A 24,161-nucleotide genomic window follows, 5' to 3' on the forward strand; every position below is an offset into this window, starting at 1 on the left:
CTGCGATTGCTGGTCCGCTCAATGCGGCAGATGCGCTATCGCCACGTCATATGCTTTGCGCATAACAGTCGGCAAATCTGTGCGTTGGACGTCTCTAAACAGACCCTGTTCCGCCTGAACTTTTCCTTCTACGTGAACAACACGTAGCGAGAGCCGAAGGTGAAAATGCGTAAAGGTGTGACGAACCTCGACACCTGGATCCTGCCAGTTTGCATTGAATGGGGGGTGCTCGATCGCATCCTCGCCCCACTCGGCACCGGGCCATCCCAGCATTCCGCCCAGCAATCCCTTTTCAGGTCGCCGTTCAACCAACCACTCCCCAGCTTCATTGCATGCCAGATACGCCACGCCATATCGCGTGGGTTTCTTTGCTTTGGGTTTCTTTCTGGGAAGCTCAGCCTGAATGTCCGCCTTACGAGCCAAACAGTCTCTATTCCAGGGGCAAATACCACAACCGGGGGATTTCGGCGTGCAAATGGTTGCCCCCAAATCCATCACAGCCTGCGCGTAATCTCCCGCGCGTTCCTGTGGAGTCAGCGTTTGCGCAAGCTCCGTCAGTTCTGCCTTCGAATCCGGCAGCGGGGTTGTCACTTCGAATATTCGGGACATGACCCGTTCAACGTTTCCATCCACAACGGTTTCAGGCAAATCATACGCGATGGCCGAGATTGCTGCTGATGTATATGGGCCAATCCCGGGCAATGACTGCAGGCCATCGCGGGTAGATGGAAAACCGCCCATGGCTGTAACTTCCCGCGCGCATTTCAGAAGATTGCGCGCCCGTGCATAGTATCCAAGCCCAGCCCATTCCCCCATGACGCGCTCGTCTTCAGCGCCGGCCAAATCTTGAACCGTTGGCCAAAGCGCCAGAAATCGGGTGAAATAGTCTCTTACCGCAGCCACGGTGGTTTGTTGCAGCATGATCTCGGACATCCACACGGCATAGGGGTCCGGAACCACGCCATTCGCACGATCCGCAGGGCTGACACGCCACGGAAGCACACGAGCATGGCGGTCATACCAAGCCAGTAGATCGGCAGTTTTCGGCGCGTCACACAAGTGTTATCCCCTATCAGTCGTTTGTTCTGGCATAGCAAACGGAACGGCCTAGAATAAGCAAAAATGCAAGAGTCCTTAAACCCACGAAAATGAGCACTGCACCCAAATATCCCCGTCGCAAAAAAGGGTTCGAGCGTACATCGTCCCTTTTGTCGACCCGAATTCGCAAAGCAAGCGAAACGCGGGGGTTTGCGGTGACACGTGTCTTGACCCATTGGGCCGAGATTGTGGGTGAAACTACGGCTAAGATTTCACGTCCTGTGGATATATCATACGGGCGCGGCGGAATGGGGGCCACGTTGACAGTCCTGACCACCGGAGCGCAAGCGCCCATGCTAGACATGCAAAAGGACCAACTGCGCGAGAAAGTGAATGCCGTTTATGGTTACAACGCCATTTCACGCATCCGCATCACGCAAACAGCGGCTACTGGATTTGCCGAAGGGCAAGCTCAGTTTACGCCCGCACCTAAGAAGCCATCACGCCCGGATCCCGAGGTCTTGGCGCGTGCAACAGACGAAACAAAAGACGTCGGAGATGACGGGCTAAGATCCGCGTTGGAACTTCTGGCGCGCAACGTCATAACAAAAAACAGACACAAACAAGGCTGAAAACCTATGAATCGTTTCCTTCCCATCCTGATCGCAGCAGTGATCGCCATCGGTGGCGCTGTTTACATGTCACAAAACAGCGGCTCGCTTCCAGGCGTTTCCGTCGCCGAGGCGCAAAGCACCGATACCGCAGTTGAACCTGCGGCTGATATGATCATTGGGGACGAAAACGCCCCAATCACCGTGATCGAATATGCCTCCTTCACCTGCCCCCACTGTGCAAACTTCCACGAGGATACGTTCAAGAAGCTGAAGCAGAACTTCATCGACACCGGGAAGGTGAAGTTCATCCACCGCGAAGTTTATTTCGACCAGTTTGGGCTGTGGGCCGGCATGATCGCACGCTGTGGTGGCGATATGCGCTACTACGGTTTGATTGACTTGATCTATGGCGGTCAGAAGGATTGGATCGCCGATGGTTCCCCTGCCACCATTGTTGCCAACCTGAAGAAACTGGGCCGCACCGCTGGCATGAATGATGACCAAATGGATGCTTGCCTTCAGGACGAAGCGTCCGCGCAAAGCCTTGTTGCTGCTTATCAGAAGAATGCCGGTGCGGATGAGATCACCGGAACCCCATCCTTCATCATTGATGGTACCAAGTATTCGAACATGGACTATGACGAGTTCGAAGCGATCCTAAATGAAAAACTAGGCTCGTAAGTAACCCAGCGGATTAGGGCCAACTAGACCCTAATCCGCCATAATCTCAGCGATTGCGCCGTCAATCACATCCCAATCCAGAAGCTCCAATCGCACTGGGACTGTCAAAACGCGCCGCCGGAAACTGTCCGGCAGCCTGACTGCATCTTTCTCGGTCGTAACCAGTTGAGCGCCCAATGCCGCTGCCTCAACCTCGAGCCGTTTCATAAGTGCTTCCGTCAGCGGCTGATGGTCCGCCAGTGCCTCGGCACGTAGAAGATTTGCACCCAGATCGCTGACCGTTGCAAAAAACTTATCGGGCAAACCAATTCCCGCGAAGGCCAGCACATCCATTCCCTGCCAATCCATTCCAGTTTGAAGCGGCACCAATTGCGCCGAGGAATGGGGGCAGGCGATTTCACCTCCCCAGTCCTGCACAAACTTGGCCTGCGCCCGTGAGTGTCCGATAGACAGCAGTATATCAGCGCGTTTCATCCCGGCACGCACCGGTTCACGCAAAGGTCCGGCCGGAATACAGCGTGCATTTCCAAACCCCTTAACAGCATCCACCACTACGATGGACAGTGTTTTGTGAACGCTGGGGTTTTGAAAGCCATCATCCATCAAGATGATTTCGGCCCCGGCATCTTCCGCAGCTTTGACGCCTTTGACACGATCCCTTGCAATCCAGGTAGGCGCAAATGCAGCCATCAGAAGTGGCTCATCGCCCACTTGATCGGCCTTATGTCGCCCTTCTTCTACGCGCAACGGCCCCTCTTCACTGCCGCGATGACCGCGAGAAACAATGTGGACTTCTATTCCTTTTGAAATCAGTCTCTGAGCCAGCGCAATTGTTGTTGGCGTTTTGCCGGTGCCACCTGCGTTGATGTTGCCAATACAGATCACGGGGACCGACGCATGATAGCCAGATCCCGCACGCGCCACGCGTCGCGCGGTTCCTAATCCGTAAAGCCACCCTAAAGGCGCAAGCAATCTTGCGCGCCAATCAAGGCTGTCGGGTGAGGTAAACCAATAACTGGGAGTGCGCATCAAACGACCTTTCGCCCTTCAGCTTCATCCAGCAACTCCAATAGATGGCTCACCAAATACTCGCTGACGTCAGCGCCTTTGGTGGTGACATCCCAAGCTGCGATCGCCATCTCTGCAGCCTTGTCGGGGGCAAGCAGATGCTCGATCTCTATGGCTAAAGTTGCCGCATCATTGACTTTGCGAGCGGCACCGGCATTTCGCAGCCGCTCAAACGATGCCGCATGGCGTCCGCCATTTGGTCCATAGAGCACAACAGAGCCTAATCCAGCTGATTCCAATGGATTCTGGTGCGCGCCGTCCGCTAGCGTTCCGCCAATAAAGCTGATCGAAGCCAGATGCATCCAAAGCCCACATTCATCCCCACGATCCACAACAAAGATCTGATCATCCCTATGCGGATAAGTGTCGCGATCACGCGTTGAGATGATCCAATTCTCTTGCTCCAGCGTTACTGCTAGGTCGCTGGCAAGGCTCGGTTCATTTGGAATAAGAACAAGCAACAACCGATGCGATTTTCGAATCAGAGTGCGATGTGCAGCAAGAATTGCATCTAGCTCTGCCTTATCGACACCAACGGCCAACCAAACCGGCCGCGCATCCATCTTCTGCGCGATCAGATCCCGTTCCTCGGCGTCACACCCGGGCACTTGGCTGAATGGCAGAAGCTGGCCTGTCATGCGAAGCTTGTCGGCTGTTACACCCAATCGAATGAACTCTTGTTTCGCGGCACCGTTCATTGGCAAAACAGTGTCTATCTTAGCCAAAAAGTCACGCATTGACCCCAGCTTGAACCGGTGTGTCAATCCGCGCTCTTGTGGTGGAACAGCATTCACCCAAAGCATCGGCGTGCTTTTTTCATCAAGCGTCGAGACAAACAGCGGCTCGATATCCGACCCAGCCCAAATCGCAATGTCAGGCTTCCAATGATCCAGAAACGCAGAAATCGAACTCGCATCCAGCTTGGGAGGGTTCTGTTGAACGAAACCCGGAGCATCTGGCCCAAGAAAATGTGCATCTTGCACTGTGACCAGAAATGTCACCTCTCCCATCTCGGCGCGTAGAGGGGATAGAAGAGAGATCAGTGCCTCGTTATCCTCTGGCTCATTCAGGCTTGCCCAAATGACAAGACCATTGGGCCTCGGCTGAAGCGGAACGATGGCTTGCGTTTTTTTGGGATCACCTGGCTGATGTCTGTTGACTGTTTCCGTTGGTGAGCTGCGATTGGAGTCTTTCTTGCCTTGCAAGGCCTGCAAGCCGCGAAGCAGAGTTGATCCAATGGGCGACATAATGTGTCTTCTCTTCCGAACGCTGGATTTGAGTGTGTTTTTCACGCGTCACATTAAGTGAATCCCTGAGCGGGTGAAAGGTGCGATCAATGATGCCATTCCCCGCGCGCCAGCATCGCTATCTCACGGTTTATTCGATCAAAACTGTCACGCGCACGCTTGGATTGATGCCGTGCGCGCAGATAGCCATGAACCAATCCTTTCTCATTGAACCAAACAGCTTTGCCGCCAGCCTTCTGAATAGCGTCGCGATAGGTTCCCCCATCATCCGCCAATGGATCACATTCTGCTGTAATAGAGACTGTTTGTGGCAAATTGCTAAAGTCGGTATCCTCCAGCGGGGCAGCGGTGGGATCTGGCCCAACTGGCGCTGTCGTAAAACGGATCTGATTGTAAAATTTCAGGTCCTCCATCGACAACATCGGGGCATTCGCATGATCGACATAGGACCCTTTGGTCATGTCGCCACCAAGGCCCGGATAAATAAGAACCTGCCCAGCAAGATCGACCGAGTCCCGAAGCGAATGACTGGCCGAAGCTGCCAGATTTCCGCCAGCACTATCCCCTACAAGAACAATTGGTTTGGGCTGTGTTAGAGCCACATGCTGAACAACCGTAACGGCGTCTTTAAAGGCCGCCGGGTGGCGATGCTCAGGACACAAACGATAGTCGACACTAACCACGCGCAAACCGGTTTCATGGGCAATTTCAGCGCAGACATCATCGTGGCTTTCAAGCCCACCGACCACGAATCCTCCTCCGTGGAAATAGACCACGGTGCCTTTCGGATCATTGGGTTCATAGATGCGGGTTGGGACCGTATCGATACGCTCATCCCAAACATTCAGCCCCGTTGGGTAGCCTGCGAAGAAGGCGCGGCACATGTTGTTATAAACCTCGCGTTGCTGGGCAACGGATCGGTTCACCGCATCGGGAGGGTAGTGGGCGTCCGTTTCGTGAATGAAACGCCAAATCTCGTCATCGATCAGTTCTGAATAATCCATGCAGGCAAGCTATGTGCCGGTATCCACTTTGACAAGCTGGCGTGCGCTTAACCAGCTTGCCAAAGCCATCGCCGCTGCGGTCGCAAGACAAAGTGGTAAGCCGCCAATCTGATAGGACAGCCCAGACAAAAGCGTTCCAATAAGACGTCCGGCAGCGTTGGACATATAATAGAAGCCCACATCCATCGTCACACGCTCGGCCTTTGTAAAAGCAAGGATCAGATACGAATGAAGCGAGCTGTTCACTGCGAAGACAAAACCGAAGATCATAAGCCCGGCGACCAGAACTGGGGTCAACCACGGACCCGGGAAAAGCGCTGTGACCGCCAGCGCGCCAACGACAATTGTTAGAAGCCCTACCCAGAACGTGGCCAAAACAGGGAACTCTTGCGGATCGCGATTTGCGGCATTCAGAAGTTTGGGCGCCCAGGCCTGCACCGCCCCGTAGGCGATGATCCAAAGCGCCATAAAACTGCCAATCATGAAGAACGCAGCGCGATCCCCTGCGTTCGAGCCATCTGATACGACAGCATGAAAATAGACGGGAATGCCCACGACAAACCAAACATCCCGCGCGCCAAACAGGAACATGCGGGCCAGTGACAAACGATTTATCCGTGTATCTTTTGACCAGACATGCGCGAATTTGGCTGATTTAGAGCCTTTGGGAAGCCCTTGCGGCATGAACGCGACCACGCCAATCAGGATCGCGCCCAGAACAATTGCCATCGCGATGACGGAGGGCGTAAAGCCGATCAGAGCCAGCAAAGCTGCGCCCAACAGGAAGCCAAACCCCTTTACGGCGTTCTTCGACCCAGTCAGGATCGCCACCCAACGGAACAGCCCGTCACCCTCGGGTGCGAGAAGCTTAACCGCGCTTTTCGATGACATTTTGGACAGGTCCTTGGCGACACCGGACATGCCTTGCACGATCATCACATAGATGACCGAGGTCACAACCGCCCAGTCTGCCGATAGCTGAGACAAAGCGATCAACGCTACAATCTGTAAAGACAAACCCGCGTAGAGCGTAGATGTCAGCCCAAATCGCGCTGCAATCCATCCTGCGGACAGGTTGGTTGCGACGCCCATGAATTCATAGAGAAGGAACAACCAAGCCAGCGTAAATGGCGAGAACCCCAGCGTATGAAAATGCAAGAGCACCAACATCCGCAGCGCCCCGTCGGACAGCATAAACGCCCAATAGGCAGCGGTTACCGCGACATAGGCCGCAAACCCCTCAGGCCGGTGGGTTAGAGTCACATTGAAGCTCCGACCATGCGGGCGACATCGGCCAATCGGCAGGCGTATCCCCACTCGTTATCGTACCAAGCATAGATCTTCACCTGCGTGCCATTGATCACCATGGTCGACAGCGCATCAATGATCGAGCTGCGTGGATCATTGGTGTAGTCAGCAGATACAAGCGGACGTTCTTCGTAACCAAGAATACCCTTCAGGCTGCCCTCGGACGCTTCTTTAAAGAAGCCGTTGATTTCTTCGGCGGTGGTTTCACGCTCGACCTCAAACACACAATCGGTGAGCGAGGCATTCAGAAGCGGAACGCGCACGGCGTGACCGTTCAGGCGGCCCGTAAGCTCGGGGAAGATTTGCGTGATAGCTTTGGCCGAGCCTGTGGACGTCGGAATAAGTGAATTCAGGGCGGACCGCGCGCGGCGCAGATCCTTTGCGGGGCGGTCCACGATGGTTTGGGTATTCGTTACGTCGTGAATCGTCGTCATCGAGCCATGTTTGATCCCAATCCGATCCAGAAGGACCTTCACGACGGGCGCTAGGCAGTTGGTCGTGCAAGACGCCGCAGTCACAAGGTCATGCCCGTCATACAGGTCATGATTCACGCCATACACGATGTTCAGGGCGTTCTCTTCCTTGACCGGGGCAGACACGATTACCTTCTTCACGCCTGCCGCATAGTAGTGGGCAAGTTTCTCGTTCGTTTTGAACACACCGGTGCAGTCGATCACCATATCCACGCCCAGATCCTCCAACGGTAAGGCATCAAGCGTCCAAGACCCGGTAAGCGCCATTTCTTGCCCGTTGATCATGATGCTGTTTTCGCCAAACGAGAACTCTGCAGGCCAGCGGCCATGCACAGTATCCCATTCAAACAGATGCGCATGTTGCTGTGCGTCGCCAACTGGATCATTCAATAGAACGATGTCACCAGGAGCGCCGTTATCCACAAGGTCCCGCAGAACCAGTTTGCCCATGCGTCCAAGCCCATTGATCGCGATGCGTGCCATTTCGTGCCCCTACTGTAAGATGCCGCCCAAGCGGGATATGTCGAAGGGGTAACAGTTTTATGACGCTGACAACAGCCGGTCTAAAGTGACGCGCGTGGGGACAAGCTCATCGCATGAGGGTTTTGATCAGAGGTTTGGCTGAGCGAGATAACATTGCCTTCGGAATGCGTAGAATAGCCTGAATTAGAGACACCTGGAACAACCTGAACCTCGGTTCCCTGCCCAGTCAAACGAACACTCCAAGACTTCGCATCAGCGCGTTGTGCAGGATCACCTGAAACAAGCCAGACCACACGGCGGCCGCTATTGGCAAGCTTTGCGTAGCTATCAATCTCGGCTTCCTCGGCGATCATCCGCGTCGCGTCACGACGGGTGAGAGCCAGAATGTCTTTGGACAGCTGTGGATCATGCAAGATCACGTCGGCGCGCTGCATAACCGACAAGGCGCGGAAGGTCAGAAGGTCCTGCGCACCTGACCCAATACCGACCAACCAAACACCACCCGTTTGATCCGGTCCTGAACCGGCCAGGCTTTGATCAATCAAATCCTCGGCACGAGTTTCATCCCCTGCCAGAAAGGCGTCACCAATGGGGCCTTCAATCATCTGCTCCCAGAACCGGCGACGCGCGCGCCCTCCGGTAATATGTGTCTCTATCACACCGCGAAAGCTGCTCAGAAAGCTCGCCAGCCGACCATAACCAGACGGCAAAAGTGACTCGATCCTTGCACGCAGAATGCGGGCAATTACAGGTGCCGCGCCACCGGTTGAGATCGCAATGGTGACGGGGCTGCGATCAACAATCGAAGGGGTGATGAAGTCGCATAAGGGCTTCACATCAGCGACGTTAACAAGCGCACCCTCTGCCTTTGCCGCAGCATGAAGAAATTCATCACGCTCAGGAACATCCGAAGCGCCATACGCAATGACACAGCCCGCGAAATCCGATTCCACTGGCAGTCGGGCGTAATGCGTTACACCCCGGCGGTTCAGCAAATCCAACACTTCACCCTCTGGCGCGGGATCAAACACATGAACCTGCGCGCCTGCATCCAAAGCACGCTCAACACGGCGGGCGGCAGTTGTCCCGCCGCCATCTATGACCACTTTTCGGCCTCTTATATCCAGAAAGATTGGCAGATGATCCATGTCGCGCCTCCGATGAGTTGCTGATCATATGTGCCCAAATGGGAAAAAGTTCCATAGTTTCAGTTGATTCGGAGCTCGCAAAAGGACGAACTCACCTTTCAGGGCGGTCCACTAGCACAAATTCCCGGATTTCCCCCGGATTAAGGTAGATTGGTTGCGGGTTTTTGACGAATCTTTCGATCATTCCAGATTGATTTTTTGGATATAAACGCAGGTTTTTCTGGACCTACCGACACCCCTGATACGTTCGTCATTTTGGGAACAAGCAAAACAGGGGAAATCCGCCAACTCGCAAAGCGAGGTTGTAGGACCAGCACAGCCATATGAGCACAGCCGAAAACAAACAGATCGACACATCCCCCGAGGTCTCGGACGAGATCCGGCAAACGACCTGCTACATGTGTGCTTGCCGATGCGGCATCAATGTACACATGAAAGATGGCAAGGTCGCCTATATCGAAGGCAACCGTGACCACCCCGTAAACAAAGGGGTTCTTTGCGGCAAAGGGTCTTCCGGGATCATGCAGCACTATGCTCCTTCACGTTTGCGCGCGCCTTTGAAACGGGTTGGCCCGCGTGGCTCTGGTGAGTTTGAAGAGATTTCGTGGGACGAAGCGCTGGACATCGCCGCCGGATGGATGGGGCCGCTTCGTGAAACTGATCCGTCGAAGCTGGCGTTCTTTACTGGTCGCGATCAAAGCCAAAGCTTCACTTCTTGGTTCGCGCAGTCCTATGGCACACCCAATTATGCAGCGCATGGTGGGTTTTGCTCGGTCAACATGGCGGCGGCGGGCATCTATACGATGGGCGGTGCATTTTGGGAGTTCGGACAGCCCGACTGGGACCGCACCAAATTGTTCATGCTGTTCGGCGTGGCCGAAGACCACGATTCCAACCCAATCAAAATCGGCCTGGGCAAACTGAAAGAGCGTGGCGCGCGTGTAATCGGCGTTAACCCAATCCGGTCAGGCTATAACGCGATTGCGGACGACTGGATTGGCATCACGCCCGGAACGGACGGTCTGTTCATCCTGGCCTTGGTGCACGAGCTGTTCCGCGCCGGCAAAGTCGATCTGAACTATCTGTCGCGCTACACCAACGCGGGCTTCATCGTAAATGAAGAGCCTAATTCGCCTGAAAAGGGACTTTTCTTGCGTGGCGAAACTGGCAAGCCACAGGTGCTCTGCCGCGAGACAGGCAAGCTAGAAGACTACGATGTGCCGGGTGTTATGCCGGATTTGGCGGCGACTTATCGTCATGCCGGTCAGTCTCACCGCCCAGTGTTCCAACTGATGGCGGAACGCTATCTCTCTGACGAATACGCGCCTGAGGCCGTCTCTGATCGGACAGGGATTCCCGCCGATAAGATCAAGTCAATCGCAGCCGAGCTGGCACATGTCGCCTTTGAAGAAGAGATTGTGCTGGATCAGCCTTGGACGGACTGGAAAGGCCAGAAGCACGACAAAATGATCGGGCGCCCGGTCAGTTTCCACGCAATGCGCGGCATTTCTGCACATTCGAACGGCTTCCAGACCTGTCGCGCACTTCATGTGCTGCAGATTCTGCTGGGATCGGTCGAGGTTCCCGGTGGTTTCCGCTTTAAACCGCCTTATCCTAAACCCTATGACGCACATCCTGTGCCACATGTTGGTGTGACCGTTGGCGGTCCGCTTGATGGACCTCATCTTGGGTTCGTGCGTGGACCAGAGCATCTGGCGCTTAAGAAAGATGGTACAGCTGCGCGGATCGACAAGGCATTTACTTGGGAAAACCCGATGTCCAGCCACGGGCTGATGCATATGGTCATCTCGAACGCACACGCTGGTGATCCGTATAAAATCGACACCTTGTTCCTTTATATGGCCAACATGGCATGGAACTCTTCGATGAACTCGTCCGAAGTTATGCGCATGCTGACAGACACGGATGAGAACGGCGATTATGTCATTCCGCACATCATTTATTCCGACGCATATAGCTCGGAAATGGTGGCATATGCGGATCTAATCCTGCCCGATACGACCTATTTGGAGCGTCACGACTGTATCAGCCTGCTGGATCGCCCGATCTGCGAGGCGGATGGCGCGGCAGATGCGATCCGTTGGCCAGTTGTTGAGCCTGACCGCGATGTGCGCGGGTTCCAGACTGTCCTGATCCAGCTGGGGGCCAAGATGGGCTTGCCGGGTTTTGTGAACGAAGACGGTAGCGCGAAATTCGAAGATTACGCCGATTACATCGTGAATCATGAACGGCGACCGGGTGTTGGTCCCTTGGCGGGATGGCGTGGTCCCGACGGCAACGGAAAAGGCCGAGGAGAGCCAAATCAAGCCCAACTCGACAAATACATCGAGAATGGCGGCTTTTGGGTTGATCATATCCCTGAGAACGCGACCTTCTATAAGCCGTGGAACAAGCACTACCAGGAATGGGCCGTGAAGCGCGGCATCTTTGATGTCGAAAGCCCATATGTGTTCAGCTTGTATGTTGAACCGATGCGGAAATTTCAACTGGCCGCTGAAGGTCATGGGGACCGTCAACCGCCCGACAATCTGCGTGAACGCATCGGTCGCACAATGGATCCTTTGCCAATCTGGTATGAACCGTTCGAGGACGGGAATGTAGACACTGAAGAATACCCGATCCACGCGCTGACCCAGCGTCCGATGCACATGTATCATTCGTGGGGAACGCAAAATGCTTGGTTGCGTCAGATCACGGGCAAAAACTACCTGTATCTGCCGACGAAGATCTGGGAAGCGAACGGGTTTGAAGATGGCGACTATGCCACGGTGTCTTCTGTCCACGGCTCGATCACCGTACCTGTTGCACATCACGCCGGGCTGAACGGTGACACCGTTTGGACCTGGAACGCGATCGGCAAACGCAAAGGCGCTTGGGCCCTTGATGAAGGCGCACCCGAAGCCAATGAAGGTTTCCTTTTGAACCACCTGATCAACGAGCTTCAGCCACCCAAAGGGGACGGGCTGCGCTGGTCGAACTCTGACCCGATTACAGGGCAAGCAGCGTGGTTTGATCTACGGGTAAAAATCGAAAAAGCAGTGACTAAACCGGCTGAAAGCCAGCCTTCTTATCCGCCAATCAAGTCTCCGGTTGGCAAAGGCCCTAAAACAGTGGCGAGGAAGATCTGATGACCGCTTTGCCTGCAAAAACCGATATGAAACTGGGTCTGGTCATCGACCTTGATACCTGCGTGGGCTGCCATGGGTGTGTGACCGCCTGTAAGGGTTGGAACACACAGAACTACGGCGCGCCACTTTCGGATCAGGATGCCTATGGCGCGGATCCGTCGGGCACGTTCTTGAACCGCGTGTTCAGCTACGAAGCGCAGCAAGAGGGCTGCGCCTCTCAAACCGTGCATATGCCGCGGTCTTGCCTACACTGTGAAGACGCGCCCTGCGTCACCGTTTGCCCAACCGGCGCAAGTTATAAGCGCGAGGAAGACGGCATCGTGTTGGTCGACGAAGACCGCTGCATCGGTTGCGGGTTATGCGCTTGGTCCTGCCCCTATGGTGCCCGTGAACTGGATCGCGAAGCTGGCATCATGAAGAAATGCACGCTCTGCGTGGATCGGATCTACAATGAAAACCTGCCCGAAGAGGACCGCGTGCCCGCTTGTGTGCGCACTTGCCCTTCTGGCGCACGCCATTTCGGAGATCTTGGCGATCCCGAAAGCGATGTGTCGAAACTGGTAGCAGATCGCGGTGGGTTTGACCTTATGCCCGACTTGGGCACCAAGCCCGTGAACAAATACCTGCCACCACGCCCAAAAGATCAGCTGGACACCACGCCTTTGAACACCGTTGCCGACGAGCCAAAGGGCTTTCTTGGCTGGTTGGACAAAGCGCTGGACAAGCTCTGACGGAGGAAACGGATGCATCCCGCACCCAGTGTTATCATCTTCACCACCTTTTCCGGGCTTGGCTTCGGGCTTTTGGCCTGGATGGGCCTTGGTATCCCCGATGTCGGCGGCATGACGCTTTTTGCGTTTTTTGTCATCGCCTATGTGCTGGCGGCGGGGGGGCTTTTGGCCTCGACCTTCCATTTGGGCAACAAAAAGAATGCGATCTATGCGTTCAGCCAATGGCGTACATCGTGGCTAAGCCGTGAAGGCGTGGCCGCAGTGGCCACGTTGCTTTTGTTTGGACTTGTCGCGCTTGCACGGATCTTCCTTGGGGCTGAAATGGCATTTTCAGGTGCAATAGGCTCTGTTTTTGCGCTGATCACAGTTTTCACGACCTCGATGATCTATACGCAGCTCAAGACGATCTCGCGTTGGAACCAGCCGCTAACTCCCATTCTATTTCTGCTTCATGCGATCGGAGGCGGCGCGCTTTTGGCCGGTGAGGCAAAGATCGCCGGCGTGTTGTTGGCGGCCTTGGCCGTCGTCATGTGGCTGCACTGGCAACAGGGCGATGCACGCGCGGCCAAACGTGGCACTTTGGGCGACGCGACCGGGCTTGGCCATCTGGGCGAAGTGCGCATGTTCGAAAGCGGTCACACCGCGCGCAACTATGTGCTGGACGAAATGGTTTATCGCGTGGGGCGCAAACACGCCCAGAAGCTGCGCCTGATCGCGCTGGGCCTTGCCGCCGTGCTGCCTGCTGCAATCCTGCTGCTGACCCCCGCGGGGCATGTTACGGCTTTCATCGCTTTGGCCCTGCACATCGCGGGCGCCATCATCGGCCGTTGGCTGTTCTTCGCCGAAGCTGAGCATGTTGTTGGGCTTTATTACGGCAAGTAACCCTTTTCATTGAACCTTCATCCTCGTGGGCCTATCACGGGGATGAATTATGAATGAGGGCGACATGGCCAACCATCTTTACAAGCGCGATCTTCCCGATGGGCTGGACCTTGGTCCGGTCGTAGCTATCGACTGTGAAACCATGGGACTAAACCCACATCGTGACCGCCTGTGTGTGGTGCAGATGTCAGGTGGCGACGGGAATGCGCATTTGGTGCAGGTCGAAAAGGGGCAGACCAGTGCGCCCAACCTGGAAAAGATGCTGACCGACCCGAATGTTCTGAAGATCTTCCATTTCGGTCGCTTTGACATTGCTGCGATGCTGAACGCCTTTGGTGTGGTCACAGCGCCCGTTTATTGCACCAAGATCGCCTCGAAACTGGTGCGCACCTATACGGATCGGCACGGGTTGAAGAACCTTCTGGATCAGCTTTTGAAAGTTGATGTCTCCAAACAGCAGCAGATGAGTGACTGGGGCGCAGAAGAACTGAGCCCGGCGCAACTGGACTATGCCGCGTCGGACGTCCTGTACCTGCATCGTTTGCGGGAAGAGCTGGACCAGCGCCTCGCCCGCGAAGGTCGGACTGAAATGGCGCAGGCCTGTTTCGACTTCCTGCCCATGCGGGCGCAGCTGGATTTGGCGGGCTGGCCCGAACAGGACATCTTTGCGCATTAAACGGTCAGACTTGGAATTCGGGTTCTGGACGCTAGATAACCAATAGACCCTAAGAAAGCCCTATTCATGTCCGGCACCGGAATCACATATTCGCGCATCGTGAACTGGCTGAAGATCATTCTGCCAGCCGCTGCGCTTGTGTTGCTGTCGCTCATGTTTCTGGTGTCAAAATCCGTCGACCCAACAACATCGCTGACCTATGCACGGATCAATCTGGATGAACTGACGGGCGAACAAAAGATCACCAATCCACGGTTTTCAAGCGTGACAGAAGATGGTGCGGCAATTCAGTTCAAAGCTGAAAGCGCTGCGCCTGATGCTGAAAGGTCTAATCACTTCAAGGCCTTGGCACTTGAGGCCGATATTGAGACACCGGACGGCGCGCAGGTGAACATCAAAGCTGCACATGCGGATATTGATGGGGAAACCAACCAGATCAATCTGTCTGGCGGTGTATCTTTGCACACGTCGACCGACTATTGGATTTCGACCGAAACCCTGACCACAGCCATGGATTCCACCTACGTTGCCAGCAACGGCCCTGTCGAAGCGACCGGCCCGATGGGTGACCTTTCCGCCGGTGATGCGGTCATTTCCCGCCAAGAGGGAGAGGGCGGCGGATATGTTCTTGTTTTCAAGGACGGGGTGAAGCTGGTATATGATCCAAAAGACAAGGGGGAAACCCGGTGATCAAACGCAGTATTCTTTATCCGCTTCTGGTGGCAATTTGCCTGCCTGTCACAGCCTATGCGCAAGCTCAGGTGGCGTTTGGCGGGTTGAAGCACGACAGCAGCCTGCCGATTGAAATCTCGGCCGATCAGTTGGCGGTGGACCAAGCAAGCGGCTCGGCTACTTTTTCCGGCAACGTGATGATCGGGCAGGGCGAAATGCGTTTGAGTGCAGGCAAAGTGCGCGTTGAATACGCCACCGGTACGGACACAACCGGCGAAATCTCGCGTTTGCATGCCACGGGCGGCGTTACTTTGGTAAATGGCGCTGAAGCTGCCGAAGCACGTGAAGCGGTTTACACCATTGCTTCTGGAGTTGTGGTCATGACGGGCGGAGTGATCCTGACACAGGGCCAAAACGCCTTGTCTTCAGAAAAGCTGACCGTGAACCTGAAATCCGGCACGGGCCAGATGGACGGACGCGTAAAATCAATCATTCAAACCGGGTCGAACTGATGGCCACCCCGAACCTTACAGTGGAACAGGGGGATGCCGGACTGCGCGTCATCGGATTGCGCAAGAGCTATCGCAAGAAGCCGGTAATCCGCGAAGTGAACCTAGAACTACACCGGGGTGAAGTTGTTGCGTTGTTGGGCCCGAACGGCTGCGGAAAATCCACGACATTTTATGCGATCGCAGGGCTGATTACGCCCGAAGCTGGTCAGGTCATCATTGACGGACAGGACGTGACGCTGTTGCCGATGTATCGCCGTGCACGCCGAGGTATCGGCTATTTGCCACAGGAAATGTCGATCTTCCGCGGCATGTCGGTTGAAGACAATATTCTATCGATTCTCGAAATTTCGACCAAGGACCGGCACAAGCGCCGTGAGCGACTGGAAGAACTTTTGAACGAGTTCTCGATCAGCCACCTGCGTCGGACACCGGCGCTGGCCCTGTCGGGGGGTGAGCGTCGCCGCTGTGAAATCGCGCGACTCTTGGCATCGAATCCCAAGTATTTGCTATTGGATGAACCCTTCGCGGGCGTCGATCCAATTGCTGTCGGAGAGATTCGGACCCTTGTTCACGACCTAAAAAATCGTGGCATCGGCGTTTTAATCACCGACCACAATGTGCGCGAAACGCTCGAGATCGTCGACCGCGCTTATATCCTTCATGACGGCCATGTTTTGATGAGCGGAACGACCGATGAAGTGGTGAAGGACGAGAACGTGCGCCGCGTCTATCTTGGTCAGAATTTCTCGATCAATTGACGAAAACGTCACCCGTTCGCTTGACATTCCCCACCGACTCGTCGCCAAATGTAGGTGATGCATGAACACGCAAAACTTCGTTCGTGCCGCGCCCAACTTGGGCACGCACATAGGATCGCCCCAGATTGGATCGGGCGGGCGGCTTCTTACAAAAATAGATCATCCCCATGTTTTAAAACGGTTTTATTGCCATGCGTCCGTGTGACTTATGGCGTCAATTCCTACAACGACCAAAGGAGATAGGATGCAATATCAAATCAGTGGCAAGCAGATCGACATTGGTGAAGCGCTTCAGGTTCATGTGAAAGATGAGCTTGGCGGGATTGTTCAAAAGTATGCTGAACGCCCCACCGATGCGCAGGTCATCTTCTCGAAAAATGCACATGAATATGTCTGCGAAACCATTGTTCACCTCTCCACCGGCCTGACCGCTCAGGCCAAGGGTCATGCGACAGAAATCTATGCCGCATTCGACCAATGTGCCGAGAAAATGGAGAAGCAACTACGCCGTTATAAGCGGAGGTTGAAGGATCATCACCGCGACCGCGTCGATCCGGTTGAAGTTTTCGGCGGATCCTCGTATATCCTCGCCAAAGAAGAAGGCCAGGAAGAGGCAGCGGACGCAACGCTCCAACCCATGATCATCGCCGAAATGGAAACGCGTATCCCATCGCTTTCCGTTGGCGAAGCCGTCATGCAGATGGAGCTGGCTCACGCACCTGTTTTGGTTTTCAAGAATGAGAAAACTCAGGGCATGAACGTCGTATACCGCCGCGAGGATGGTAATGTCGGCTGGATTGATCCCGTTAACAACGAAGCGTAGGCCCCCCGCCATGGCGGGCGGGAAATTGGTCAAAAATGGAACTAGCGAACATTTTGGCGCCGTCCGCCGTAAAGGTCATATCGACGGTATCGTCCAAGAAGCGCCTATTTCAGGACTTGGGCGATATCGCCTCTGATTGCTATGGCATCAATTCTGACGATGCTTTCTCGGCTCTGTCCGAGCGTGAAAACCTTGGCCCGACCGGCGTTGGCCGTGGCGTAGCATTGCCGCATGCCCGTCTGTCCGGCGTGAACGAGGTTACTGGCTGTTTTGTCCGTGTGGAGAAGCCGTTCGATTTCGATGCCGTTGATCGTCAGCCCGTAGACCTGATTTTCGCTTTGTTTGCACCAGAGGGGTCGGGTGTAGATCACCTGAAAGCCTTGGCGCTTGTGTCGCGCTCCATGCGGGACGCGTCGATCTGCGCGAAGCTGCGGGCAAATTCGGACACGATGACGCTTCATGCACTTTTGACAGATAGCCTGTCGAACAAAGCGGCCTGATCTAACTCTTTTCAGGATTTATCCCACGGCTTGAAGCCAAACATCATGTAATCACGCTGATAGATCTTTCGTATCTCAGCTTCGATCTCTGGTGAATACACCTCGCCCAGACCATAGGGCTGGTCTTGCGCCTTATCTTTCCATTTGGGTGGCTTTTTATTGCTGACCTCACCCCACAGCGTTGCCAGCCCAGTGTCCAGAGTTTCCTCGCGCAGCAGATGGTCAGGCAGCGCAAAGCCCGCAAAACCGCTTACCACCGCATTTTGTGACACCCATGCCGGGTCAAGACGCAGACTGGTTTGCCCCTTCAGGTTCCGGTCGACAAACGCGATGAATTGCAAAAACGCAGCGCGATGCCGGTCGAGTGTCCATGAGGCATCCGGTTCGTTCTCTGGCAGGTCGATATCATAACGGTCGCGAACGGCTTCTTTGATGTCCCAGTACGTGTCCGGACCGTGGGTGACGAAGTATCGGCAGAACACAGAATGCAAACGCACAACGGGATGACGAAGGACAGTAAAGGTCCGGTGTTGTTTGTTCTGGTTTTTCCACGCTCGAAGAGTTTTCTGGTTCAGATCCTCGGTCAAGGGACCAGCCGCCTGGAGCCAGTTTACAACCTCGTCGGTTGGGCCGCCCTTAATAGGCATGAACAGCATCGGTGGCTTGTCCGAGGCGATATAGCTGGACACAGCAGCAGGCCTGCTTTGAGCAAAATTCGGGACACGGTCCAGATCAAACGGATCAACTTTAGCGACGGTTTGCTTTAGAACCTCATAATTCTCGACCTTCTCGGACATCGGTTCGGGATTTTGTTTCTTAAACTTACCCGCGAATTCTGTGATTTCGCCTTTGGCCCCCAGAAATTTCGCCAACCCGTTGATCACATCAAGGTTCTGCGCGTCTTCGTAATCAATATAGAAAGCGGTCTGTCCTGTTACTTGAAGCCGATTTTTGATTTTCAGCTGAAAGTCTTTCATCCGATAAAAGAGCTTCTCAAACTCGGCAGAGACGAACATCGCCTTTTTCTTAATCGCGTCATCCACATTGTTCAGTTGCCACTGATCGGTGGCCCACGCGATCTTACGCGAGACATAAGCCTCGAGCATATTGCGGGTCAGAATAACCTTGGCGCAGTGGGGATCGTCGATCAGTGCGTTAAACACGCGAGGGTCGTGGTCATGAAAGAACCTGAAACCCGGAATGCCTTTCGTGTTTTCCTTCATCTTCTCGACCAGAAGCATAGGATCTTCATCCCGCGCCTTCACGCTGACACCGAAAAGGTCCTTTAGTTCCGGCGAGACCATGAAATAGGGATTGAAGGTTTCCCCATAGCATTTCAGATCATCAAACTGATCCAGATTGCTTTCCAGAAAATTCGAGCCGGTGCGCATTTCAGCGAAGATGATGAAACAGTCAAACTTTTGGGTCATATCACTTGGTCACCAGATAAGGCGCTTGGCGCGAGGGTAGGGGCCGTTCAGCCACGTAGTCCGAGGGAAAATCGCCCACAAGATGCGGATGCATGCCCTGATTTTTCAGGTTCTGCAAAAACTGCCCGAACCCGCCTAGATGTACCATCTCGGGTGTTTCTTTCAGCTTTGGGCGTTCGCGAATGGCAAGCTGATCGACAACGTCTTGCAGTGGCTCGATCGGGTTCAGAACGAAATCCGACAGACTTTGGATTCTGATCCTTGCACGCGCATGGTCGGATTGCAGAATGCTTAGATGCTCACGCTCAATCCGTTGAAGCCGTGCGGCTTCGCGCCGAACCTGCGAAAACTTTCCATTCGACAGGAACAAAGGAACAGCCCATGCGCCGGTGATGACATGAATGCGCGCATTTGCATCGCGAGTCACATCCCAAGTGATGTCCTGATTGTCCGCAGGGCCGAATTGGAAGCACTGCCGTTCGCCGCGCGTATTCCAGATCAGGTTGGTCAGGAAGGCACCGGGGTTATAATCCCGCAAAGGAGCCGAAGAGGAGAGCGCGCCGAAATACTCGGTCTCGGCATTTTCGAAATGGACGCGGTCCGGGGCAAATAGGTGGCCATGTACGCGCACCTTTCCGAAGCTGGACAACCAAGGCTCAAACCCTTTGAACAGCTCGGTGAAGCCTTCAAGAACCACATAGGGTTCGGCGGTCATCGTAGCGCCCCACCTTCGGTGTGGGAAACGGCTTTGCATCTGCAACCCTGGGCGGCCCTTGGTCCGACGATCAACGGCTTTGGCAAATACGCGATCAATTTTGCCAGGATTAGGTTCGGCACTTGCGTTCAGGCTAGGTGCATCGGACAGGAAACTATCATACAGCCGATCTGCCTTGTGCCAAATTTTCCGCGCAATAAAGCAATCCGAACGCCGCAGCAGCTGAAGGTGGTCGTCGTAGAACATATGCGGCTTGCCCTGAAAATCGAATTTCGACAGCGTCAAAGATCGGCTTTCCACTTTCTTGGAATACTGCCGGGCGAGGGTCTGATAATAGCTCTCATCCGGGATCCAAACACGGCGAAAATACGCGTCATTTACCGGCCTACGTGGATCCTCGAGAATAGCGGAAAGGGTGGTGCGGGTCAGGCACCACCATTGGCTGCCCAGATGCGGCGGAGTGCTTAGCGGAATGCGCCGTTGATAGCCAAGCTTGCGTTGTAATTTGACATAGGCGTCAAAAAGTTTGCGCCGGTGTCTCCAGGAAAACGGAAACCGAAGGGTGAAACGTTCGGCGTTCAGCCCACCAACCGCCCAGGGGACATCTTCGGTTGTCACACTTTCTACAAAGTCCGTTGTAGGGCGATCCGCCAAATAGGCCTTCAGTTCAGAAATGGGGCGCAGGGGAAGACAGCTGCCGGAAGCTAACAAGACGTGCTGAACGTCCGGAAACCGATCCAACATCAGCTCGGACGCGGTCTGGCTGGCGGCGACCAACGACCACGTGCCCCATTCACATTGGTGACGCTCGCAAAACAGGATGTTGTCTAAGTCCGACAGTCCATCGGCAAACTGGTCATAGGTATCCTGATCGACCTTTTTGTCGACGTGGATCACAACTGGGCAGCCATGATTGGCCCAATGGCGGGCCAGCTGCGTCGCACGGTGCAACGCTTCGTGCACGATCATGACCACACCCAACGTCATGCCCAGTTCCCCTTGGACATCAGGCCCAGCACCTCAAGCTGTCGCCAGTTGATGTACTCTTCGCTCCACTTACACCAAAGAACGGGATCGTCCGCACTGCGCGCGCTATAGGCGCGGTATTCATGACTGTTGGCATAGTGCTGACGACGCTGAAGCTCTTCGTGTGACTTCTCGTGAAACGTATTCAGGAACTTTGTGTGCAGAAGACAGCCCGAGGCTTTCTCGCCTCCGCTTTCGTCATACACAAGATTCAGACCACGCGGCAAAAGCATGTGGGTCGAGCTGATGTAGGTATAGGACCGATCCCATTTGACCAATGGGATCTTGTTTAGAGCAGGGGCGCGTTCAGGATTGTCGTCAAAGAAAGCACGCGCGCGAACGCCGCCCTGAATCCATAAGTTTCTGAACCGGGAATTTTTCTTGATTGTGTAGTTTCCACTGTCGAACCATCCGGTGATTTCAAGCGGATCTTGGCCTGATTGATAAACCTCTTCCCCAATCGGTCCTTCCGGATACATATCCAGAAGCATCGCACCGAAGCTTCTGATCGCACTGGCGTCGAGCCAATCTGTCAAAGCTCGCAGCGGCCGCGTGTCACAAAATGGATAGACCAGAAGCTCGTCTGTATCGACGACAAGGCACCAATGGTTGTGACCATATTTGCGCTGCAGCCAGTTCAGCCAATCCACACCAAAATTTGCACGTTTATAGCTGGCCGGCGTGGTCCACAGGGACACGTCTTCTTGCTCTGCCAGATATTCCCGCGAGCCGTCATCCGATCCGTTGTCCACAATAACGAAGTGGTTCACACCCAGATCGCGGTAGTACTGAAGGAAAAAGGGCAACCGAACCAGCTCATTGCGAAGCGTTGAAAAGACAATGATATCTGATGGTGCGATCTGCTTGGTGCGGTTTTTCACGCATGTCAGCTCGCGACGTTTTCGAAACGCGCGGATTTGGCGACGCTTGCGCTTTAGCCTTAGGCGATATGAAGTCCAAGCGCCCAAATCATGTCCTGTCTGTTTTCACCTGTGTCTGCATTTGAGCGCGGTTTGATCCCATTTCAACCAACAGGAGCCCGCATCTTGTTATTGGTTTATATCCAACATCTTAATGTTCCGCCATACGTCGCGTAAACTCGCCACTTATGGTTGGATATTTGTGATTTCAGGTCCAATCGCCTGAAGACATAAGACCAAGCTTCTCAAGCTGTTGCCAGTTCTCATATCGACATGAATCTGCATGCCAAAGATCAGGTGCCTCGCCAACTGCGTCATAGTAGGCGTCAAACTGATCTGGCTGGCCGAAATGCTCGCGTCGGGCTTTTTCTTCTTCAGACCGCGCGATCACGCTGGGAAGGAATTTAGTGTGCAACAGCACGCCCGAAAGCTGATCCTTGCCGGAAACAGCAGGGGGGCCCGCCCATTCCATATTCAAGCGTGGCGGCAGAATGGTATGTGTCGAGTTCGCATAGGCAAACCGGCGGGACCATTTTACCAAGGGCAGCTTGTTAAGGGTCGGGCCGCGTGACGGGTTTTTGGGAAAGAACACACGCTCGCGCGCACCGCCCTGAAGCCATAGGTTCTGCATGGGCTGCTGTCTGACCGCACGATAGGGCTGGGCGTCAAACCATGGGAGCGCGTCGATGGGATTGCCGTCCACATCCACAGTATCGGACCCTAAAGGTCCTTTCGGATAAAGATCCAACATCAGAGCGCCCAGCGCCTGCGCCCCCACACGATCTAAATGCTGCGTCAGGGCCACAAGGTCGCGATCTTCATGGTGCGGATAGATCAGGATTTCGTCCACATCAACTGTCAAACACCACGCGCCATGCCCGTGGCGAAACTGAAGCCAGGTCAGCCAATCGACCCCAAACCGCGCGGATTTATAACTCGCATCCGAGGTCCACAAAGACACATCCGGTTGATCCGAAAGATATTCAATACTTCCATCGGTGCAGTCATTGGCCACCATCAGGAAGTGGCCCACGCCCAACCGTCGATAGTGTTCCAGAAAGAAAGGCAATCGCTGCACTTCGTTGCGCAACACCGTGAACGCCAAGACCTGCCCGGGCCGGATAGCCTCAGTGCGGTCTGTGACTTCTGTCAGTTGTCGTCTAGAGCGTATTGAGCGTAGCAACAGGCGGCGACGTTTTAGGCGCATCCGATAGGATGCCCATAAACCGGACACACCGCCCGTCACAGAAATTACTCGGCTGCTTTATTCTGGGCCATCAGATCATGCAGATAGCCTGTGAACTCATCCCGAAGCTCTTCACGAGCCATGCCGAACGCAACGGTGGCCTGAAGGAACCCGGCCTTTGACCCACAGTCGAAGCGCTGGCCACGGAAGCGGTACCCAAAAACGTCACGCCCCTGAGCGATCTCTTCAGCAATCGCATCGGTCAGCTGAATCTCTCCACCTGCGCCGGCTTTCATCTGGTTCAGGCTACGCAGCACATCAGGTGTCAGGATGTAACGACCGATAACAGCCAAATTCGACGGGGCTTCGTCAGGAGATGGTTTTTCGACCATCCCGCGGGTCGAAACCAAATCGCCCATATCCTCTTTCACATCGAGAACACCATAAGCGCTGGCTTTTTCAGCTGGGACTTCCATAGCAGCAACCATGCAGCCGCCAGTTTCTTCGTAGGATTCCACCATTTGCTGCAAGCATGGTTTTTCAGCTGCGATAACATCATCCGGCAAAATGACCGCAAAGGGTTCATTCGCGATCAAGCGGCGCGCACACCAGACAGCGTGACCAAGGCCCAGCGCCTTGTGCTGACGCATATAGGCGATGGCTCCGGATTCCATGTTGGTGTCTTTCAAAACCTCAAGAAGCTCGTCCTTGCCCTTTTTGCGCAGTTCCTGCTCTAACACCGGAGAGTTGTCAAAGTAGTCTTCCAACGCGCCTTTGCCGCGCGAGGTCACAAAGATGAATTCTTTGATACCTGCGGCACGGGCTTCATCGATGGCGTATTGAATCAAAGGCCGGTCAACCAGCGTCATGATCTCTTTCGGAATGGACTTCGTGGCGGGAAGAAATCGCGTGCCAAGTCCGGCCACAGGAAAGATCGCTTTGGTTACCTTACGCTTCATAATACTAGCCTTTTTACTATGCGACTTTCATTGTCCAATTGCCGAAATGGCAAATTCTAAGGATCAGGAAAGTGCTTATTTAATTATTCTGTAATTGATAAATTTGAAAACATCATGGTCTTTTTTCGCCTTTGTAAAGCAAGGCAAGACTTTTCTCG

At 54.4% G+C, this 24,161-nt stretch carries 23 protein-coding genes; 11 read left to right on the forward strand and 12 right to left on the reverse strand.

All coding sequences use genetic code 11. The features are described from left to right. Nucleotides 1-18: 18 nt before the first annotated feature. Entirely contained in the window at nucleotides 19-1,059 is a 1,041-nt protein-coding gene (gene mutY, locus MWU55_RS02490; RefSeq protein ID WP_246934119.1) for an A/G-specific adenine glycosylase, read from the reverse strand. An 89-nt stretch (nucleotides 1,060-1,148) separates the two neighbouring features. Between mutY and MWU55_RS02495 the strand changes: the two genes are divergently transcribed. Both MWU55_RS02495 and MWU55_RS02500 read left to right on the forward strand, forming a co-directional pair. Next, the gene (locus MWU55_RS02495) at nucleotides 1,149-1,670 is read left to right on the forward strand and encodes a DUF721 domain-containing protein (protein WP_246934120.1); all 522 of its coding nucleotides are present in this window, start codon (nucleotides 1,149-1,151) and stop codon (nucleotides 1,668-1,670) included. Nucleotides 1,671-1,676: 6 nt separating this feature from the next. After that, nucleotides 1,677-2,333: a DsbA family protein gene (locus MWU55_RS02500; RefSeq protein ID WP_246934121.1), complete on the forward strand. Its 657-nt coding sequence runs from the start codon at nucleotides 1,677-1,679 to the stop codon at nucleotides 2,331-2,333. A gap of 30 nt (nucleotides 2,334-2,363) precedes the next feature. Here MWU55_RS02500 and lpxK read toward each other — a convergent pair whose 3' ends face one another. The 6 genes from lpxK to MWU55_RS02530 form a co-directional block, all read right to left on the reverse strand. Further along, on the reverse strand, nucleotides 2,364-3,362 hold the full coding sequence (gene lpxK / locus MWU55_RS02505) for a tetraacyldisaccharide 4'-kinase (RefSeq protein WP_246934122.1): 999 nt from the start codon (nucleotides 3,360-3,362) through the stop codon (nucleotides 2,364-2,366). Continuing rightward, entirely contained in the window at nucleotides 3,362-4,648 is a 1,287-nt protein-coding gene (locus MWU55_RS02510) for a glycosyltransferase N-terminal domain-containing protein (protein ID WP_246934123.1), read from the reverse strand. Before MWU55_RS02510 ends, lpxK begins: the two co-directional genes overlap by 1 nt. Nucleotides 4,649-4,734: 86 nt before the next feature. After that, complete coding sequence (locus tag MWU55_RS02515) at nucleotides 4,735-5,652, reverse strand: alpha/beta hydrolase (RefSeq protein ID WP_246934124.1); 918 nt, start codon at nucleotides 5,650-5,652, stop codon at nucleotides 4,735-4,737. Nucleotides 5,653-5,661: 9 nt separating this feature from the next. Beyond that, nucleotides 5,662-6,915, reverse strand: a complete 1,254-nt coding sequence (gene arsJ, locus MWU55_RS02520) for an organoarsenical effux MFS transporter ArsJ (protein WP_348646205.1) — start codon at nucleotides 6,913-6,915, stop codon at nucleotides 5,662-5,664. After that, complete coding sequence (locus tag MWU55_RS02525; RefSeq protein ID WP_246934125.1) at nucleotides 6,912-7,916, reverse strand: ArsJ-associated glyceraldehyde-3-phosphate dehydrogenase; 1,005 nt, start codon at nucleotides 7,914-7,916, stop codon at nucleotides 6,912-6,914. Before MWU55_RS02525 ends, arsJ begins: the two co-directional genes overlap by 4 nt. Nucleotides 7,917-7,996: 80 nt before the next feature. Beyond that, entirely contained in the window at nucleotides 7,997-9,064 is a 1,068-nt protein-coding gene (locus MWU55_RS02530; RefSeq protein WP_246934126.1) for an NAD(P)-dependent oxidoreductase, read from the reverse strand. A gap of 323 nt (nucleotides 9,065-9,387) precedes the next feature. Between MWU55_RS02530 and MWU55_RS02535 the strand changes: the two genes are divergently transcribed. From MWU55_RS02535 to MWU55_RS02575, 9 genes are all read left to right on the forward strand, one after another. Beyond that, complete coding sequence (locus tag MWU55_RS02535) at nucleotides 9,388-12,213, forward strand: molybdopterin oxidoreductase family protein (protein ID WP_246934127.1); 2,826 nt, start codon at nucleotides 9,388-9,390, stop codon at nucleotides 12,211-12,213. After that, nucleotides 12,213-12,944: a 4Fe-4S dicluster domain-containing protein gene (locus tag MWU55_RS02540; protein ID WP_246934128.1), complete on the forward strand. Its 732-nt coding sequence runs from the start codon at nucleotides 12,213-12,215 to the stop codon at nucleotides 12,942-12,944. Before MWU55_RS02535 ends, MWU55_RS02540 begins: the two co-directional genes overlap by 1 nt. Before the next feature lie 12 nt (nucleotides 12,945-12,956). Next, nucleotides 12,957-13,826 carry a DmsC/YnfH family molybdoenzyme membrane anchor subunit gene (locus MWU55_RS02545; RefSeq protein WP_246934129.1) on the forward strand — a complete coding sequence of 290 codons (870 nt, stop codon included), beginning with the start codon at nucleotides 12,957-12,959 and terminating at the stop codon, nucleotides 13,824-13,826. A 64-nt stretch (nucleotides 13,827-13,890) separates the two neighbouring features. Continuing rightward, complete coding sequence (locus MWU55_RS02550) at nucleotides 13,891-14,502, forward strand: ribonuclease D (protein WP_246934130.1); 612 nt, start codon at nucleotides 13,891-13,893, stop codon at nucleotides 14,500-14,502. 66 nt (nucleotides 14,503-14,568) lie between these two features. Beyond that, the gene (gene lptC / locus MWU55_RS02555) at nucleotides 14,569-15,192 is read left to right on the forward strand and encodes an LPS export ABC transporter periplasmic protein LptC (protein WP_246934131.1); all 624 of its coding nucleotides are present in this window, start codon (nucleotides 14,569-14,571) and stop codon (nucleotides 15,190-15,192) included. Next, nucleotides 15,189-15,686 (forward strand): LptA/OstA family protein, encoded by a 498-nt coding sequence (locus MWU55_RS02560; protein WP_246934132.1) that lies wholly within the window; start codon nucleotides 15,189-15,191, stop codon nucleotides 15,684-15,686. Before lptC ends, MWU55_RS02560 begins: the two co-directional genes overlap by 4 nt. After that, entirely contained in the window at nucleotides 15,686-16,444 is a 759-nt protein-coding gene (gene lptB / locus MWU55_RS02565; protein WP_246934133.1) for an LPS export ABC transporter ATP-binding protein, read from the forward strand. Before MWU55_RS02560 ends, lptB begins: the two co-directional genes overlap by 1 nt. Nucleotides 16,445-16,688: 244 nt before the next feature. After that, complete coding sequence (raiA, locus tag MWU55_RS02570) at nucleotides 16,689-17,267, forward strand: ribosome-associated translation inhibitor RaiA (RefSeq protein WP_246934134.1); 579 nt, start codon at nucleotides 16,689-16,691, stop codon at nucleotides 17,265-17,267. 35 nt (nucleotides 17,268-17,302) lie between these two features. Further along, complete coding sequence (locus tag MWU55_RS02575) at nucleotides 17,303-17,767, forward strand: PTS sugar transporter subunit IIA (RefSeq protein WP_246934135.1); 465 nt, start codon at nucleotides 17,303-17,305, stop codon at nucleotides 17,765-17,767. Nucleotides 17,768-17,778: 11 nt separating this feature from the next. On the opposite strand, the gene MWU55_RS02580 is transcribed toward MWU55_RS02575, so the two are convergent. From MWU55_RS02580 to galU, 5 genes are all read right to left on the reverse strand, one after another. Then, nucleotides 17,779-19,197 carry a nodulation protein NodH gene (locus MWU55_RS02580; RefSeq protein WP_246934136.1) on the reverse strand — a complete coding sequence of 473 codons (1,419 nt, stop codon included), beginning with the start codon at nucleotides 19,195-19,197 and terminating at the stop codon, nucleotides 17,779-17,781. A 1-nt stretch (nucleotide 19,198) separates the two neighbouring features. Further along, nucleotides 19,199-20,899, reverse strand: coding sequence for a beta-1,6-N-acetylglucosaminyltransferase (locus MWU55_RS02585; protein ID WP_246934137.1), 1,701 nt, complete (start codon nucleotides 20,897-20,899; stop codon nucleotides 19,199-19,201). Then, nucleotides 20,896-21,906, reverse strand: a complete 1,011-nt coding sequence (locus MWU55_RS02590) for a glycosyltransferase family 2 protein (RefSeq protein ID WP_246934139.1) — start codon at nucleotides 21,904-21,906, stop codon at nucleotides 20,896-20,898. The genes MWU55_RS02585 and MWU55_RS02590 overlap by 4 nt, the downstream gene beginning before the upstream one ends. A 160-nt stretch (nucleotides 21,907-22,066) precedes the next feature. After that, nucleotides 22,067-22,963: a glycosyltransferase family 2 protein gene (locus tag MWU55_RS02595; protein WP_348646206.1), complete on the reverse strand. Its 897-nt coding sequence runs from the start codon at nucleotides 22,961-22,963 to the stop codon at nucleotides 22,067-22,069. A 146-nt stretch (nucleotides 22,964-23,109) separates the two neighbouring features. Continuing rightward, nucleotides 23,110-24,003, reverse strand: a complete 894-nt coding sequence (galU, locus tag MWU55_RS02600; protein WP_246934141.1) for a UTP--glucose-1-phosphate uridylyltransferase GalU — start codon at nucleotides 24,001-24,003, stop codon at nucleotides 23,110-23,112. Between the last annotated feature and the right edge of the window lie 158 nt (nucleotides 24,004-24,161).

Source organism: Aliiroseovarius sp. F20344 (assembly GCF_023016155.1).
Classification (GTDB): domain Bacteria; phylum Pseudomonadota; class Alphaproteobacteria; order Rhodobacterales; family Rhodobacteraceae; genus Aliiroseovarius.

Excerpts from the sequence above, each read along its gene's own strand:
- MWU55_RS02525 (WP_246934125.1), bottom strand. The coding sequence starts at position 7,916 with ATGGCACGCATCGCGATCAATGGGCTTGGACGCATGGGCAAACTGGTT.
- MWU55_RS02495 (WP_246934120.1), top strand. The coding sequence starts at position 1,149 with ATGAGCACTGCACCCAAATATCCCCGTCGCAAAAAAGGGTTCGAGCGT.
- MWU55_RS02530 (WP_246934126.1), bottom strand. The coding sequence starts at position 9,064 with ATGGATCATCTGCCAATCTTTCTGGATATAAGAGGCCGAAAAGTGGTC.
- lpxK (WP_246934122.1), bottom strand. The coding sequence starts at position 3,362 with ATGCGCACTCCCAGTTATTGGTTTACCTCACCCGACAGCCTTGATTGG.
- MWU55_RS02585 (WP_246934137.1), bottom strand. The coding sequence starts at position 20,899 with ATGACGTTGGGTGTGGTCATGATCGTGCACGAAGCGTTGCACCGTGCG.
- MWU55_RS02510 (WP_246934123.1), bottom strand. The coding sequence starts at position 4,648 with ATGTCGCCCATTGGATCAACTCTGCTTCGCGGCTTGCAGGCCTTGCAA.
- MWU55_RS02540 (WP_246934128.1), top strand. The coding sequence starts at position 12,213 with ATGACCGCTTTGCCTGCAAAAACCGATATGAAACTGGGTCTGGTCATC.
- lptC (WP_246934131.1), top strand. The coding sequence starts at position 14,569 with ATGTCCGGCACCGGAATCACATATTCGCGCATCGTGAACTGGCTGAAG.
- MWU55_RS02545 (WP_246934129.1), top strand. The coding sequence starts at position 12,957 with ATGCATCCCGCACCCAGTGTTATCATCTTCACCACCTTTTCCGGGCTT.
- MWU55_RS02500 (WP_246934121.1), top strand. The coding sequence starts at position 1,677 with ATGAATCGTTTCCTTCCCATCCTGATCGCAGCAGTGATCGCCATCGGT.
- lptB (WP_246934133.1), top strand. The coding sequence starts at position 15,686 with ATGGCCACCCCGAACCTTACAGTGGAACAGGGGGATGCCGGACTGCGC.
- MWU55_RS02550 (WP_246934130.1), top strand. The coding sequence starts at position 13,891 with ATGGCCAACCATCTTTACAAGCGCGATCTTCCCGATGGGCTGGACCTT.
- MWU55_RS02535 (WP_246934127.1), top strand. The coding sequence starts at position 9,388 with ATGAGCACAGCCGAAAACAAACAGATCGACACATCCCCCGAGGTCTCG.
- MWU55_RS02575 (WP_246934135.1), top strand. The coding sequence starts at position 17,303 with ATGGAACTAGCGAACATTTTGGCGCCGTCCGCCGTAAAGGTCATATCG.
- galU (WP_246934141.1), bottom strand. The coding sequence starts at position 24,003 with ATGAAGCGTAAGGTAACCAAAGCGATCTTTCCTGTGGCCGGACTTGGC.
- MWU55_RS02580 (WP_246934136.1), bottom strand. The coding sequence starts at position 19,197 with ATGACCCAAAAGTTTGACTGTTTCATCATCTTCGCTGAAATGCGCACC.
- raiA (WP_246934134.1), top strand. The coding sequence starts at position 16,689 with ATGCAATATCAAATCAGTGGCAAGCAGATCGACATTGGTGAAGCGCTT.
- MWU55_RS02515 (WP_246934124.1), bottom strand. The coding sequence starts at position 5,652 with ATGGATTATTCAGAACTGATCGATGACGAGATTTGGCGTTTCATTCAC.